Source organism: Comamonas odontotermitis, assembly GCF_020080045.1.
Classification (GTDB): Bacteria; Pseudomonadota; Gammaproteobacteria; order Burkholderiales; family Burkholderiaceae_C; genus Comamonas; species Comamonas odontotermitis.
The window spans coordinates 3,617,576-3,629,656 of record NZ_CP083451.1 but is presented as its reverse complement, the minus strand read 5'-3'; the positions used below and the strand labels follow the sequence as shown (position 1 = coordinate 3,629,656).

The 12,081-nt window shown below is 58.1% G+C and carries 12 protein-coding genes, 1 tRNA gene and 3 pseudogenes; 8 read left to right on the top strand and 8 right to left on the bottom strand.

Going from position 1 to position 12,081, the window contains the following annotated elements:
- Positions 1-219: 219 nt before the first annotated feature.
- The 7 genes and pseudogenes from LAD35_RS16760 (at position 220) to LAD35_RS16735 (ending at position 3,532) form a co-directional block, all read left to right on the top strand.
- On the top strand, positions 220-468 hold the full coding sequence (locus LAD35_RS16760; RefSeq protein ID WP_224152752.1) for a DUF3955 domain-containing protein: 249 nt from the start codon (positions 220-222) through the stop codon (positions 466-468).
- Between the two features lie 72 nt (positions 469-540).
- On the top strand, positions 541-849 hold the full coding sequence (locus LAD35_RS16755) for a YcgJ family protein (RefSeq protein ID WP_317986748.1): 309 nt from the start codon (positions 541-543) through the stop codon (positions 847-849).
- A gap of 157 nt (positions 850-1,006) precedes the next feature.
- A pseudogene (locus LAD35_RS16750) lies at positions 1,007-1,354 on the top strand (transposase); the annotation flags it as partial.
- Positions 1,355-1,525: 171 nt separating this feature from the next.
- Positions 1,526-1,912, top strand: a pseudogene (locus tag LAD35_RS16745) (IS481 family transposase); the annotation flags it as partial.
- 5 nt (positions 1,913-1,917) lie between these two features.
- Positions 1,918-2,274: pseudogene (locus LAD35_RS22330) on the top strand (IS21 family transposase); the annotation flags it as partial.
- 98 nt (positions 2,275-2,372) lie between these two features.
- Positions 2,373-2,492: an ATP-binding protein gene (locus LAD35_RS22450; RefSeq protein ID WP_396022755.1), complete on the top strand. Its 120-nt coding sequence runs from the start codon at positions 2,373-2,375 to the stop codon at positions 2,490-2,492.
- 107 nt (positions 2,493-2,599) lie between these two features.
- Positions 2,600-3,532 carry an IS5 family transposase gene (locus LAD35_RS16735; protein WP_224150105.1) on the top strand — a complete coding sequence of 311 codons (933 nt, stop codon included), beginning with the start codon at positions 2,600-2,602 and terminating at the stop codon, positions 3,530-3,532.
- Positions 3,533-3,778: 246 nt separating this feature from the next.
- Here the strand turns inward: LAD35_RS16735 and LAD35_RS16730 are convergent, their stop codons facing one another.
- The 6 genes from LAD35_RS16730 to LAD35_RS16705 all read right to left on the bottom strand — a co-directional run bounded on the left by LAD35_RS16730 (position 3,779) and on the right by LAD35_RS16705 (position 8,782).
- Positions 3,779-4,138 (bottom strand): hypothetical protein, encoded by a 360-nt coding sequence (locus tag LAD35_RS16730; protein ID WP_224150104.1) that lies wholly within the window; start codon positions 4,136-4,138, stop codon positions 3,779-3,781.
- Positions 4,138-5,469, bottom strand: a complete 1,332-nt coding sequence (locus tag LAD35_RS16725; RefSeq protein WP_224150103.1) for an AAA family ATPase — start codon at positions 5,467-5,469, stop codon at positions 4,138-4,140. The genes LAD35_RS16730 and LAD35_RS16725 overlap by 1 nt, the downstream gene beginning before the upstream one ends.
- The gene (locus LAD35_RS16720; protein ID WP_224150102.1) at positions 5,466-5,924 is read right to left on the bottom strand and encodes a hypothetical protein; all 459 of its coding nucleotides are present in this window, start codon (positions 5,922-5,924) and stop codon (positions 5,466-5,468) included. The genes LAD35_RS16725 and LAD35_RS16720 overlap by 4 nt, the downstream gene beginning before the upstream one ends.
- Before the next feature lie 55 nt (positions 5,925-5,979).
- Positions 5,980-6,225 (bottom strand): hypothetical protein, encoded by a 246-nt coding sequence (locus LAD35_RS16715; protein ID WP_224150101.1) that lies wholly within the window; start codon positions 6,223-6,225, stop codon positions 5,980-5,982.
- 238 nt (positions 6,226-6,463) lie between these two features.
- Entirely contained in the window at positions 6,464-7,204 is a 741-nt protein-coding gene (locus LAD35_RS16710; RefSeq protein WP_224150100.1) for a hypothetical protein, read from the bottom strand.
- Positions 7,205-7,435: 231 nt separating this feature from the next.
- The gene (locus tag LAD35_RS16705) at positions 7,436-8,782 is read right to left on the bottom strand and encodes a tyrosine-type recombinase/integrase (RefSeq protein WP_224150099.1); all 1,347 of its coding nucleotides are present in this window, start codon (positions 8,780-8,782) and stop codon (positions 7,436-7,438) included.
- Positions 8,783-9,127: 345 nt separating this feature from the next.
- Here LAD35_RS16705 and ygiD point away from each other — a divergent pair, with 345 nt between their 5' ends.
- Positions 9,128-10,018, top strand: a complete 891-nt coding sequence (gene ygiD / locus LAD35_RS16700; protein WP_224150098.1) for a 4,5-DOPA-extradiol-dioxygenase — start codon at positions 9,128-9,130, stop codon at positions 10,016-10,018.
- Between the two features lie 80 nt (positions 10,019-10,098).
- Here ygiD and LAD35_RS16695 read toward each other — a convergent pair.
- Both LAD35_RS16695 and LAD35_RS16690 read right to left on the bottom strand, forming a co-directional pair.
- Positions 10,099-10,188 (bottom strand) — tRNA-Ser (locus LAD35_RS16695).
- Positions 10,189-10,291: 103 nt separating this feature from the next.
- Positions 10,292-11,953, bottom strand: coding sequence for a Na/Pi cotransporter family protein (locus LAD35_RS16690; protein WP_224150097.1), 1,662 nt, complete (start codon positions 11,951-11,953; stop codon positions 10,292-10,294).
- Positions 11,954-12,081: the final 128 nt, after the last annotated feature.

Sequence of the window (12,081 nt, the reverse complement as noted above, 5' to 3'; positions counted from 1 at the left end):
CTGCGGGGTGCCGAGGTGGCACTGCAAGGGCTGAAACGGGCCTGTAAACCATGCTAATCGGGCCTAAGCAGCGGATTGCGCAGGAATCAGGCGACCTTCCGTTCAACATCAGGCTGTGCTGGGCTAGCGAATGGGGTTTTGCAGAACTTCCTTAGTGAACAGGTCATAGGATCAAGAGGGATGAATGCCTGATTGAGCTCTAGATTGAACTTTCGACAAGTGTTTGGGTCAGAAAAGCAAACAGCGAGGTTCCCATTGAAACTTAGAATCATTTCTGGACTCTTCATGCTTGTCGGCGTCAGTTGCTTATTGCTGTTCGCCCTTCTTGGCGGGTCCATCGCGCCGGACGGCCGCTTACAGGAGCCATTCGCCCTGTTGCTGCTGGGTTGGGCGCTCGTACTGTTCGGCGGACTGGGATGGGCTGTGAGCCTGTTCCGCCACGCCTGGCGAAAATCAGAAACTCACTGACTAACGGAGGTTATCGCATTGAACAAGACAACGCTCTTATGTTCTGTGGCCGCGCTGCTGGCCTCGTCCGTTATGCCCTTGCAGGCAAAGCCTTTCGCCAAGATCCAGTCGCCCGCGCCGGGCGTGCTCTGCGACCGATATGTATGCGCCAACGATAAGGGGATTTCCCGTGACCTGACAGAGAAGTATCTCGGTAAGAAGGCTGCTGCAAACGAGGTGCTCACTTCGAGCGATGTCGATTTGACTGAGTTCACCTTTGCGAACGGACTATTCTGCGACGTAAAAGAGCGGTTGTGTCGTGAGGATCGCTATTACAGCGCGAATGGACAGCGCAGTGGGGCTGTGTCCAAGAAGTATACAAAGCTGCTTTTTGGCGAATAAGAGCGTATATGGACGCTCCGGTTTGCCAAGCCGTCAGTTCGTGATGCCAGGAAGGTCAAGATTGCACGCGTATATCGGGACTTTTGCGACAGCACGCTGCCGCGGTCCCTGATGGAATTCGCTGGCCAAGGTCCCATCGGCTATGCTCAGCGCCCTCATGGCCCGACGTCCCGTAAGCAAAGAGCTGTGGCAACAGCTGCAGCCACTGATTCCAGCATTTGTTCCATCCAGCAAAGGTGGCCCCAGAACGCTCACCGTGAGCGATGAAGCCGCCCTCAATGAGATTCTGTTCGTGCTTCAAACAGGCAGCCCGAGGGAGGACTTGCTCCAAGCCATGAGCTTTGGCAGTGGCATGACCTGCTGGCGTCGACTGTGCGACCGGAAGGCGGCTGGGGTGTGGGAGCAACTGCATCACGCCATGTTGTTTCGTCTGCGCGAACACGACCAGATTAATTGGGAGCGAGCCAGCCTTGATGGCTCGGCAGTTCCAAGCCCCGGGGGCCAGTAAACGGGCCCTAACCCCACGGACAGAGGCAAACTCGGCTCCATCTGAGGATGGTTTTCACCGGGTCAATACAGTCCCACACCGGCAAATGGGGGGGCGATTCGCTTGTCCTAGGTGTATGGTCCCAGGTTTTGATGGTGCAATCTTTTCTCATGAATGGAAGGAAGCACTATGGGCCAGGTTCTGCACGGCAGCGCCACAACGACGGAGGCGATCCGTCGAGCGATACAACATAGTCAAGAGAGCCTGAGAGCGCTTTCTGCACGCTATGGCATCAATCAGAAGACGGTGGCGAAGTGGAAGAATCGGCCTTCGGTCACCGATCTGCCGACAGGGCCCAGGCAGCCGCGCTCCACCGTTTTGTCCGTTGAGGATGAGGCAGCGATCGTCGCCTTTCGCAGGCATACCATGCTGCCGCTGGATGACTGTCTCTACGCGCTGCAGCCGACTATCCCGCATCTGACGCGCTCGTCTCTGCACCGCTGCTTGCAGCGGCACGGTATCTCGCGGCTGCCCGAGGTGCAGGGCGATAAACATGTCAAGAAGCGGTTTAAGAGCTAGCCTACTTCGGCGGGGTGCCCGAGCATGTAATGTTCGACAACCTCAAGACCGTGGTGATTGATCGCGATGCCTACGGCGAAGGTATGCACCGCTGGAACGAGAGCCTGCGTGAGCTCGCCGAGGAATGCGGGTTCGTCAGCAAGTTATGCAGGCCGTACCGGGCCAAGACCAAGGGCAAGGTGGAGCGGTTCAACGGCTACCTCAAAGGCAGCTTTCTGGTGCCATTGGCGGCCTCTCTAAAGGCAGTGAGCCTGAAGCTGCGGGCCAAAGAGGCCAACGTGCATGTGCGCTGCTGGCTGGACGAGATCGCCAATGCGCGGATGCATGCGGCGACCAACCTGTTCTTCAACGTGGTAGCCAAGCGCTACGAGAGAGGGTCCATGGTGCTGACCAGCAACCTGCCGTTCTCACCCAGTGGGCCGGCGCGTTTGCAGATGACCAGACGCTCACCACGGCGATGCTGGATCGATTCCTGCACCACGCGCATATCGTACAGATCATATGCGAGAGCTACCGGCTCAAGGACAAGCGAAAGGCGGGTCAAACGGCTCGCAGAACTGCCGTGCCCAACGGCTGAGAGCAAGGAAAGAATGTGTACGGGTGGGTCAGATTTACTTCTTCGTCCTGATGGGATGATGGGCGTTGTTGCACAAATGCCGTCCTCAGCTAGCGTAGGCTGAGGAGATGAGTGAGACAAGCTGGGGACGGCGCAAGTACCGCACAACAAACTGGAAGGCGTACAACGCAGCGTTGAAGGCGCGAGGGGACCTGAGCATCTGGCTGGATAGAGAGATGCAGTGGCTGGCCGTGCCTAGCGGCAAGCGTGGGCGCAGTCAAACTTTCTCAGATGCGGCCATCCAGTTTTGTCTGACCATCAAGTGCTTGTTTGGCCAGCCTTTGTGCCAGACGCTGGGCCTGGTGCAATCGCTATTGCGTATGGCAGGCCTGCCTTGGCCAGTGCCCGACTACAGCACGGTGTGCCGCAGGCAAAACAGCTTGAATGTGCAAGTGCACTACCGCGCAAGCGACAAAGGCTTGCACATGCTGGCCGACTCCACGGGCATCAAGTTCTTAGGCGAAGGTGAGTGGAAGACCAAAAAGCACGGTGCCGAGCGCCGCCGCCAGTGGCGCAAAGTGCATCTGGGTATTGATGCCCAGACGCTGCAGATTCGGGCCATCGCAGTCACCACCAATGAAGTGGGCGACTCGCCCATGGCAGCTGACCTGCTAGGTCAAATCCCAAGCAATGAAGAGATAGCTAGTTTTACCGGTGATGGAGCGTACGACACGCAGGATGTACATAAGGCGTGCTACCTGAGGGGAGCCATTCCAATCATCCCGCCACGCAAAGGAGCGAAGCTGCGCAAAGGGGTGGCATTTGCTCACCGCAATGAAGCGGTTAAGGCGTGTAGGCGGTTTGGGAGAGCTATCTGGAAACGCTGGAGCGGATACCACCGAAGGTCGCTGGTGGAGACCAAGATGAATTGCTTCAAGCGCCTGGGCGAGAAGGTGATGGCCAGGACGTTTGAGCGGCAGGTGGCCGAGCTCAATATCCGTGCATCTATCCTCAATCAATTTACCGCGCTGGGCACACCCCAGACGGTCGCTGCTGCATAACTGCATCTGGGGCTGGGGATACCTCGGTCTATGGCCGATTTATGCAACAACGCCATTTTTCCCTCTCAAACTCATTAAGAAGTCACCTGCAGCCCCAGTCAGCCACAGTCGCGGCGACTGGGGTAGATGGCTTTGTCGTTTGTGCCTGCGTTTGCGAGTTCGCTATGAAGTGCGCTGGTATGTGGTGGTGAGGAAACCTCGCGCGCGCGTACTGGTCTCAAAACCGGGTACTGCCGTGGCGTGTTTCTACCCTTCGCCAGCAGATGCGTTTTGCGCTCCAGATGCCGGGTAGTCGGCCTTGAACATGCGCAGCAGCTCCTCTCGGTGCTCTGGCCTGGTCTCCAAAATCTCCAGGCGCATTTGCTCCCGGGCCTTGGAGCTGTCACGCCAATAGTCACAAGCACGCATGGCAGCGGCCATCAGCTCAGAGGTAATGCGTGCCGTCTTCTGGATGCAGCCGATCAGCTCGGGCTTGTGCGCTCTGATGGAGACTCTCTGCGCATCGGTCAGGCAACCGGCATCCACTTCAATGCCGGTGCCGTCTGGCGTGACCGTAGGGGTGATGCCACATGCCAACAGCTCGGCAAGGATGTTTTCTGCATGCATCAGAACACCTCCTTGTCGGCCTTCACACCCGGGTTGCTTGCAGAAGATTCCCTGCCAAGATTCCAAGATTCCACGTCTTGAAAGTTGGGAATCTTGGAATCTTGGGTGGAACCAGAGTCTTGGGGCAGTCGCCAGTACCATCCATCACGCGCCCCGTTTTCCCCTTTTTTGCGAACCACTCCCAGTTTCTTGCTGGCTGTCCAGATTTGCTTTTTGCTGAAACCGGCTTTGAGAACACTTCGCTGCGCTTCATCGGCAGGCGTCCAGCAATCCGCCGTCAGGCACGCTTTGAGCATCTCGCAAATGTCGTTGCTGTCTTCTGCACTGCTGTCATCCTCTGGATCAGTCAACAGATCGCGGGCTGTGCCGTCCACCGCCTTGCCCCATGCAATGCGCGATGCCTCAATGCCTGGGAGCGGCTCGGTTTGCTCTAGGTGGTATTCAAAGCCGCCATCATCCGGACCGATATTGGACTTGGCGCGCGCCAGAATGCGGGCGTCCTCACCTGTCTCTGTGCTCTTGACCTTGGCTGCCACCAGCACGACGCGGGCCACGGCGGTAAAGGCCACGGAGCCCACCACGCGCTGTGCCGGGTCTGACCCTTGCCCACCCTTGGAAAAATGGCTGATACCCAGCACCGCACAGCCGCACTCGGAAGCCAGATCCACCAGTGGCTGCAAGGCCCGGCGCACCTCGGTATTCTTGTGACTGTCGCCCGTTACCGCTGAGACCACCGGATCAACAACCAGCAGGCGCATACCGCCGATCTCTGCAATGGCTTGGCGCAGTGCGTCCAGATCGCGGGCCGGGTCAAACGGCTGCATCTTGCCATCCGTACTCTGCGCACCTTGGATGAAGTAGCAGCGGTCACGATCTGCACCAGCGGCCAGCAGGCGGGGCAGCAAGGTATCTGCCGGATCGTCCTCACCGCTCCAGATCAGGATGTTGCCCCTCTCCACCCGCGTGCCGTCTGGCCAGCGCCCGCCCATGGTCACGGTTGCGGCCATGGCCAGCGCCAATGTGGTTTTGCCTTGCCCTGGGGCGCCAGCCAGAATGTGCAGCTTGCCCAGCGCCAGCCAGTGCTGCCACAGCCAGCGGATTGGCTCGGGATGCAGGTCTGTGCCACGCTGGAGAATCACCCGGCTGGCGAGCTTGTGCGCGGGCGAGTGGCCGCTCTTGCCGAAGGCGTCATCCTCCAGGGGTGGAAAGGTCGGCTCGGCTGGCAGATCGAAATTCTGGTGATGCACGGCTTCACGCATGGGCGGACGGAAGGCCAGCGCTTGTGCAACACTGGCATCTACCGCCTCGAAGGCCGATTTTTGATAGGTCATGCAAATACCTCCCCAATCTGGTGGATGCGATTTGCAGCCAGCCGTACGCGTTGCCGGTCGTCTTGCGACAACACCACCCCAGAAGCTATATTTGCTGCTGCAATTGCAATCAAATTGCTCTCGACCGCCAGCACTTCCAGCGCTTGGCGGGCAGTAAAGGGTGTTGGTTTTGCTGGCGCAAGGGAGCCGTCCTCGATCCAGCATCCCAGCGCCTTTGCGGCATCAATGAACCCCAGTCCGTAGGCTGCCATGTGGTAAGCCAGAACATCACCGCCACGGGCGCCGCAACCGGCCATGCAGACGAATGCGCCGCTGTGCAGGTTGATCCGCATGGAGTCACTGCCGCCGTGAAAAGCGCAGGCGGTGGTGACCCACTTTTTGCCCTTGCCCAGCTTCAAGTCCTCAGCCTCGTAGTAGCTCTGCGGGTCAGGTTTGCGGGATGGGTCAACTGCCATGGCTTGCCCTCCACGCGCGAATGCAGGTTGTCAGGTAGAAAATTGCCATGAACATTTACGCGCCCTCCGAAGAGCAGTGCAGGCCCAGCACCGCGCGGATGCCGGACACAGGCCAAGCCAGGCGGCTGCCTACGCGCACCGGGCGAAGTGCGGCAGGGTATTTGCCATAGCAGGCCCATTCACGCAGGGTTTGCGGCGCCAGCATCAGGTAGTGGGCGGCTTGCGCAGTGGGTACGCAAGGACGGGTTTCTTGCTCCAGTGGCGGAAAAGGTGTTGCGACAGGTTTGGTGTTTGCGGGCATCGTTTGCTTTCGTTGGTTGCGATAGCCGCAGTTTTGTGATTCCAGGTACTGATGAATAGCTGGGGAGCTTCAGAAAACCTGCCCACCGTCGAGCCTTGAAGGGCGGGGGGGCAATGGTGGATAAATGGTGGGTCAGTTGGGAAGCCAAGGGGAGGGGAGGTTTACCAGGCCACAAGGTCACTGGACAGCAAAAAACCCGCAAGGCCAAGAACCATGCGGGTTTGAAAAGGTGGGGAGGTTACTCACCAAGGGGGGGTGGGTTTGCTTTGGTGGGCGTTTTGGGTGCCCCTCCCGTTTTGCTCCAATTGGCAACGGTGGATATGCGCGTTTTTGCCTCGGTGCTGAGTAGGCTGTACCGAGGATGTGCATCAAGCGCCTCCAGCAATACCGTTTTGGGCGACTTGCCCCGCTCATAGGCACCGGTTGCTACCACTCCTTCCCAAACTTCAATACCTGCTCTGAGTTCCACCGAGTGGCATGGATGGGACTCGTCAAGTGCAGATGGTTTTGCCAGCAGTAGCACCGGCTCTGCGACTTTTTGAGGTTCTGGCATGGCATGCAGGTCGATTGTCGGCTGAGCCAATTGAAGGCTGCGCCGGTACGAGGGAATGCACTTGCTTTGCGCCCACTTGATGAACGCAGCTTGCTTGACGCGTGTCATCTGCGGCGCAATTCGAATAGGTTCGGGCAGGTTCGGGAACGCAATCTTGTTCGTCCAAGAATTCCCTTGGTCATCGTGGTGATCTTCCCACGCTTCAGTGAATGGCAGGGTTCCAGCGCAAACGGCTTCAGTGGCTGCACGAAGATAAAGGAGTGCTTTGCGGTACTGCGTCTCTTGTATAGCTCCTTGCAACTCAGCGATGCGCTTGCCGTGGTGCATGAGTGGATCAATGGCAGCCCACAGCATTGCAGCCTCTTCAAGCGTCCAAACTTCGACAAAGCGCCAGTCCGACAAGTCTGGCAATTGGCTCACGTCCATCTTGGCCCCCCGCATTACGCCCTATACAGAGTACCCAGGGCAGGCGGGTAGGGAGCCCGCTTTTCGGAATACAGATCTAGCCTGGGAGTAGTAATAATACTGTATATCCATACATATATTTGTGCCAGTGCCTGTAGGTTTGCATACGGGTGAGCAATGGGACAAGTACCCTGCCACACGGGTGCAGCAGGGTAATTGGCAATGTATTGATGGCGCTGGTTGAATGGTGGTCTATTGCACCGCGCGCAGCTTGCCGGGCTCTTTTGAGGCGTCAAACTGCACCTCGGCTTGTTCCAGAATCCATGCCTCGATACGCTCATGGTGTAGGCGTAGTAAATCAAGGGGACGAACGGTGTAGTGTTTCTCTGCCGTGGCGCTTGGTTTGTGGCCTTGGATTTGGGCCACAATGCCTGCGGGCACTTCCAGCCACTCCGTCAAGCTCTTGAAGCTACGACGCAAGCCGTGCAGAGTGAGGTTGTCAAGACCTGCCACCTTGCAAGCCCGATCATGTGCGTGGTTGGGATCGGTAATCGCAGCGCCCGTCTTACGGTCACTGGAAAACACATAAGCATTGCGGCGGGGCAATGCCATCAGCAGATGGTGTAAATAGGGTGTAAGTGGAATGACGCGTTCACCCTCTACCTTGTCACGAATGGTCAGGCCACGCCATTTGGCGTTGATGTCCTCCCAGCGCATGGCCTGTATTTCGCCAGGGCGCGCACCGGTTAGCAAAATGGCCTGTAAGTAGCTGGATACCACTGGATTGCCGATGGCGCGCACTGCTTCAAACCACGCAGCAAGCTGTTCCTTCATCAGCGCATCTTGCTTCACCCCAGCCTTGCCCAATGCCTCTCGGGTCTTGCGAGTTTTGGCTGGATTGGAGCTAGGCACCACAGCGGCAAACTCTGAATGCTCGGCGCACCAAGATAGGAAGGCGCGCAATAGTCGCCATGCCAAGCGTGCGGTGGTGGGCCGCGATTGTCCCTCCTTGGCTGCCCAAGCTTCAATTGTTGGCGCTGTCAGTTCACACAATGGCAGCGCCAGCAGCGCATATAAGGGGCCGTCACCCGTAACGCCTCTGCCCTTGGTGCCCCTCAATGATGGAGTACCACCGGCCCTTGCAAGGCGTATGTGGTCATTCAGGTGAAGAGCCCCCCAATGCTGGGTACGTTCTTGGATGTATATCTTCCAAGCCTCTCCCATGGTTACGGCTTGAACTCGGGCGGCAGCCTTGCGTTTTTGCGCTTGCGCTTGCTGCTGGCGCTCGATCTCCCTGGGGTCTTGCCCGCTATCAAGAGTCACGGCCAAGCGTCTAGCTTCGGCCCGGGCCTGTTCAATTGTCCAAGTCTTCACATCTCCGATAGTGCGGCGGATGGTTTGCCGATTCAGCTTCCCTTCAAAGACAAATGACTTCGCCCCAGTATTGGTAACACGAACCCGCAGACCTGGAACCTCGCTGTCACGCAAAAACGCCTGTGCTTTGATGTCAGTGCGGCAGGTCAGCCGCTCAATGGCCCCCACTGTCAATGGTATGCGCTGAGTCAAGTCAAGCGGAGTGTCCTTCTTTGGGCGGGCCATAGTCTTTCCTTTTCCTGGCTACACGTAAGTTCTGTGTAGCCACTGTGTAGCCAAACTTCCCATATTCTAGCGAATGTTAGTCAACAGATTGCTGTATTTTTGATCAGTATATTTTTCATAAATAATTGATTTTATTTGATATGGCTATGCACTCCTATCCAGTCAAATAGAATTTTTGTGGGACTCATAATCCTTTGGTCGACAGTTCAAGTCTGTCACGCCCTACCAGTGACCGCTATTTGGGAGAAGAACAAGGCTTGCCAGTGGCAGGCCTTTTGTTTTTTAGGGCGGGAACTTGCATCGCCGCCCTGGCTCTGACCGGGGCCTTCGCTACTTTCCTTTTCTATGTACTCCCGCCGTTCTCTTCTGTTGTCTGGCAGCCTTGGTGCTGTCATGGCCGGGCTGACGCCTTTGAGCGATGCCTTGGCGCGCAGTGCGCCCGTGCCGGCGGGCAATATGCCGGTGCTTTTCATTGGCCATGGCAGTCCGATGAATGCGGTCAGCAGCAATACCTTTACCCATATGCTCTCCAGCTGGGGCAGTAAGCTGGCAAAGCCGGTCGCCATTCTGGTGGTGTCTGCCCACTGGCTGACGCGCGGCACCACGGAGGTCACTGCCAACGACAGGCCCCGCACCATTCATGATTTTTCGGGCTTTCCTGCTGCTTTGCAGGAGATGCAGTACCCGGCCCCAGGCCATCCGGCCATGGCTGCCGAAGCCGCTGCATTGGTACGCACGGGAAGGGCACAGCTGACGGACCAGTGGGGATTGGACCACGGCACCTGGACGGTGCTGCACCATCTGTTTCCCCAGGCGGATGTGCCAGTGTTTCAGGTGTCAATCGATTACGACCAGCCCGCTGCGTACCACTACGCTGTGGGGCGTGAGCTTGCAGCCTTGCGCGACAAGGGGGTGCTGATCATTGGCAGTGGCAATATCGTGCACAACCTGCGGGCGACGGTGCGTGGTGCCCCTGAGGGTCTGATGGCGGCGCGCGACTGGGCGCAGCAGTTCGATGATGTCGTCAAGAAGGCTTTGCTGGCGCGCGATGACCAGGCACTGCTGAACTACCAGCAACTGCACGCTTCCGCCAGGATGGCTGTGCCTACGCCAGACCATTACTGGCCCTTGCTGTACGCGCTGGGTGCGGCGCAGGGCAGTGCTGCACCCATGCAGATGTACGAGGGGTTTCAGAGCGGCACGCTCAGCATGCGGTGTCTGCAGTTTGGTGCTTGAGAGGGAGCAAGTCTTCTCGGAAGCTATAGAAATGCAAAAAACACTCGCTGCTGTTGCAAGCCGAGTGCTTTTTTGATTTCTGGCGGAAGCGGTGAGATTCGAACTCACGGATGGCTTTCACCATCGCCGGTTTTCAAGACCGGTGCATTCAACCACTCTGCCACGCTTCCTTGTCATTGCTGCGCGAGTGGGGCGCAGAAAACAGCTGGCATTGTATGCCAAATCGGCCTTGCTTCCAGGATTGGCGCTGGCAACTGCCTCCCTGGCTTCCCGTCAGTGGCGGGTGGGCTCGGGGTCGTCCTTGAGGCGGCTGTGGGCCAGGGCGCCTGCGGATTCCAGAATGGGGTAGGCCACCGAGCACAGCAGGGAGTTGATACGTTTCAAATCGCTGATGAGGTCGATGTGCAGCGAGCTGGTCTCGATGCTTTGCACGGTGTTGTGCGACAGGCGCTCCAGGTGTGACGCAGAGTAGGCCAGCTCCAGATCGCGAAAGCGCGCTTTTTCTTCCAGCAGTTTTTGCGCATCCCGCACATTGCCGGTCAGGAAAACGCTCATCGCCAGGCGCAGGTTGTCCAGCAGGTGGGCGTGCAGTTCGTTGATCTCTTCCATGCCCGCTTTGCTGAACTGGCGGCGCTTCTTGATTTTCTTGTTTTCCACATCGGTGAGCACGCGTTCGATGATGTCGCCGATCTGCTCCATGTTGATGGTGAAGTTGATGATTTCCGTCCAGCGCTGGCTCTCGCGTTCGTCCAGTTCGGCGCGCGAGATCTTGGTCATGTAGTACTTGATGGCGGAGTACAGTTCGTCGACGGTGTCGTCGAGCTTGCGCAGGTCTTGCGAGAGTTGCTGGTTGTCGGTCTGCACCACGTTGTGCAGGCCGATCAGCATGGATTCGACAACGTCCGCCTGGTGCAAAGCCTCGCGAGCGGCGCACGATATGGCAAGGGATGGTGTGGACAGCGCAGATGGGTCCAGATGGCGCGGGCGCTGCGGGCCGCTCTTGGCGGCGTCTTCTTTGGGCAGCAGTTTGCGCATCCAGTCGCCGATGATGCCGGTGAACCAGATGAAACCCAGGCTGTTGAGGATGTTGAACGCCAGGTGGAACAGAACAGCCGAGCGTCCGGCGTCATTGATATAGGGCGCGGCATAGATTGTCCACAGGCCGGTGAACGGCGCGACGATGGCGATGCCCAGAATCTTGAAGATGAGGTTGCCTACTGTGACCTGGCGCACTTCAATGGACGATTTGGCAGTCTGCAGCACGGCCAGCACGCCGCTGCCCAGGTTGGCGCCCAGCACCAGGCCCAGCGACATGTCGGCCGTGATGGCGCCCGAGGCGGCCATGGCAGCAATCAGGAGCACGATGGCCAGGCTGGAGTATGCGACGATGGCAAGAATGGCGCCCAGCAGCAATTCCATGAAGAAGTCGCTCTTGACGCTGACGAGCAAGGTGCGCACGGCTTCGGATGCCAACAATGGCTCTGTGGCCTCCACAATCAGGCGCAGCGCGAGCAGCATGAGGCCCAGACCAATGAAGACACGCCCCACGCGGCCTGCGGTGGAATCCTGCTTGGAGATGAAAAGCACCACGCCCAGGAAAATGAGCAGCGGCGACAACCACGACAGATCGGTGGAGAACAGGACGGCCATCAGGGCCGTGCCCACGTCGGCTCCCCGCATCACGGCCAAGGCGGCGGTGAGCGGAATCATGCCCTGCCCCACGAAGGAGGCAGTCATCAGCGAGGTGGCGGTGCTCGATTGCACAAGTGCGGTCACCCCGATGCCCGAAAGCATGGCGGTGAAACGGTTGCTCATACTGCGCGCAAGCAGGTTGCGGAGGTTGGCGCCAAAGACGCGCAGCACCCCTGTGCGCACCATATGAGACCCCCAAACCAGCAGCGCAATGGCGGCAAGAAGATTGAGCAGGTGTTTCATAAGGCGAACCGAACACTATACCCCTGATAGCAGCAAATTGTTGTAGGGCGTATGCCATAGCGCCCATTTTTCTTTGTTTTTGACAATGGGCTGGTAGCCTGAGTGCCAGATCAACCGCTTCTCCCTGT

What these genes read in the sequence shown, in the direction of transcription:
- LAD35_RS16755 (WP_317986748.1), top strand. Translation starts at nt 541, where the DNA reads ATGCCCTTGCAGGCAAAGCCTTTCGCCAAGATCCAGTCGCCCGCGCCG.
- LAD35_RS22450 (WP_396022755.1), top strand. Translation starts at nt 2,373, where the DNA reads ATGCTGGATCGATTCCTGCACCACGCGCATATCGTACAGATCATATGC.
- LAD35_RS16735 (WP_224150105.1), top strand. Translation starts at nt 2,600, where the DNA reads ATGAGTGAGACAAGCTGGGGACGGCGCAAGTACCGCACAACAAACTGG.
- LAD35_RS16730 (WP_224150104.1), bottom strand. Translation starts at nt 4,138, where the DNA reads ATGCATGCAGAAAACATCCTTGCCGAGCTGTTGGCATGTGGCATCACC.
- LAD35_RS16725 (WP_224150103.1), bottom strand. Translation starts at nt 5,469, where the DNA reads ATGACCTATCAAAAATCGGCCTTCGAGGCGGTAGATGCCAGTGTTGCA.
- LAD35_RS16720 (WP_224150102.1), bottom strand. Translation starts at nt 5,924, where the DNA reads ATGGCAGTTGACCCATCCCGCAAACCTGACCCGCAGAGCTACTACGAG.
- LAD35_RS16715 (WP_224150101.1), bottom strand. Translation starts at nt 6,225, where the DNA reads ATGCCCGCAAACACCAAACCTGTCGCAACACCTTTTCCGCCACTGGAG.
- LAD35_RS16710 (WP_224150100.1), bottom strand. Translation starts at nt 7,204, where the DNA reads ATGGACGTGAGCCAATTGCCAGACTTGTCGGACTGGCGCTTTGTCGAA.
- LAD35_RS16705 (WP_224150099.1), bottom strand. Translation starts at nt 8,782, where the DNA reads ATGGCCCGCCCAAAGAAGGACACTCCGCTTGACTTGACTCAGCGCATA.
- ygiD (WP_224150098.1), top strand. Translation starts at nt 9,128, where the DNA reads ATGTACTCCCGCCGTTCTCTTCTGTTGTCTGGCAGCCTTGGTGCTGTC.
- LAD35_RS16690 (WP_224150097.1), bottom strand. Translation starts at nt 11,953, where the DNA reads ATGAAACACCTGCTCAATCTTCTTGCCGCCATTGCGCTGCTGGTTTGG.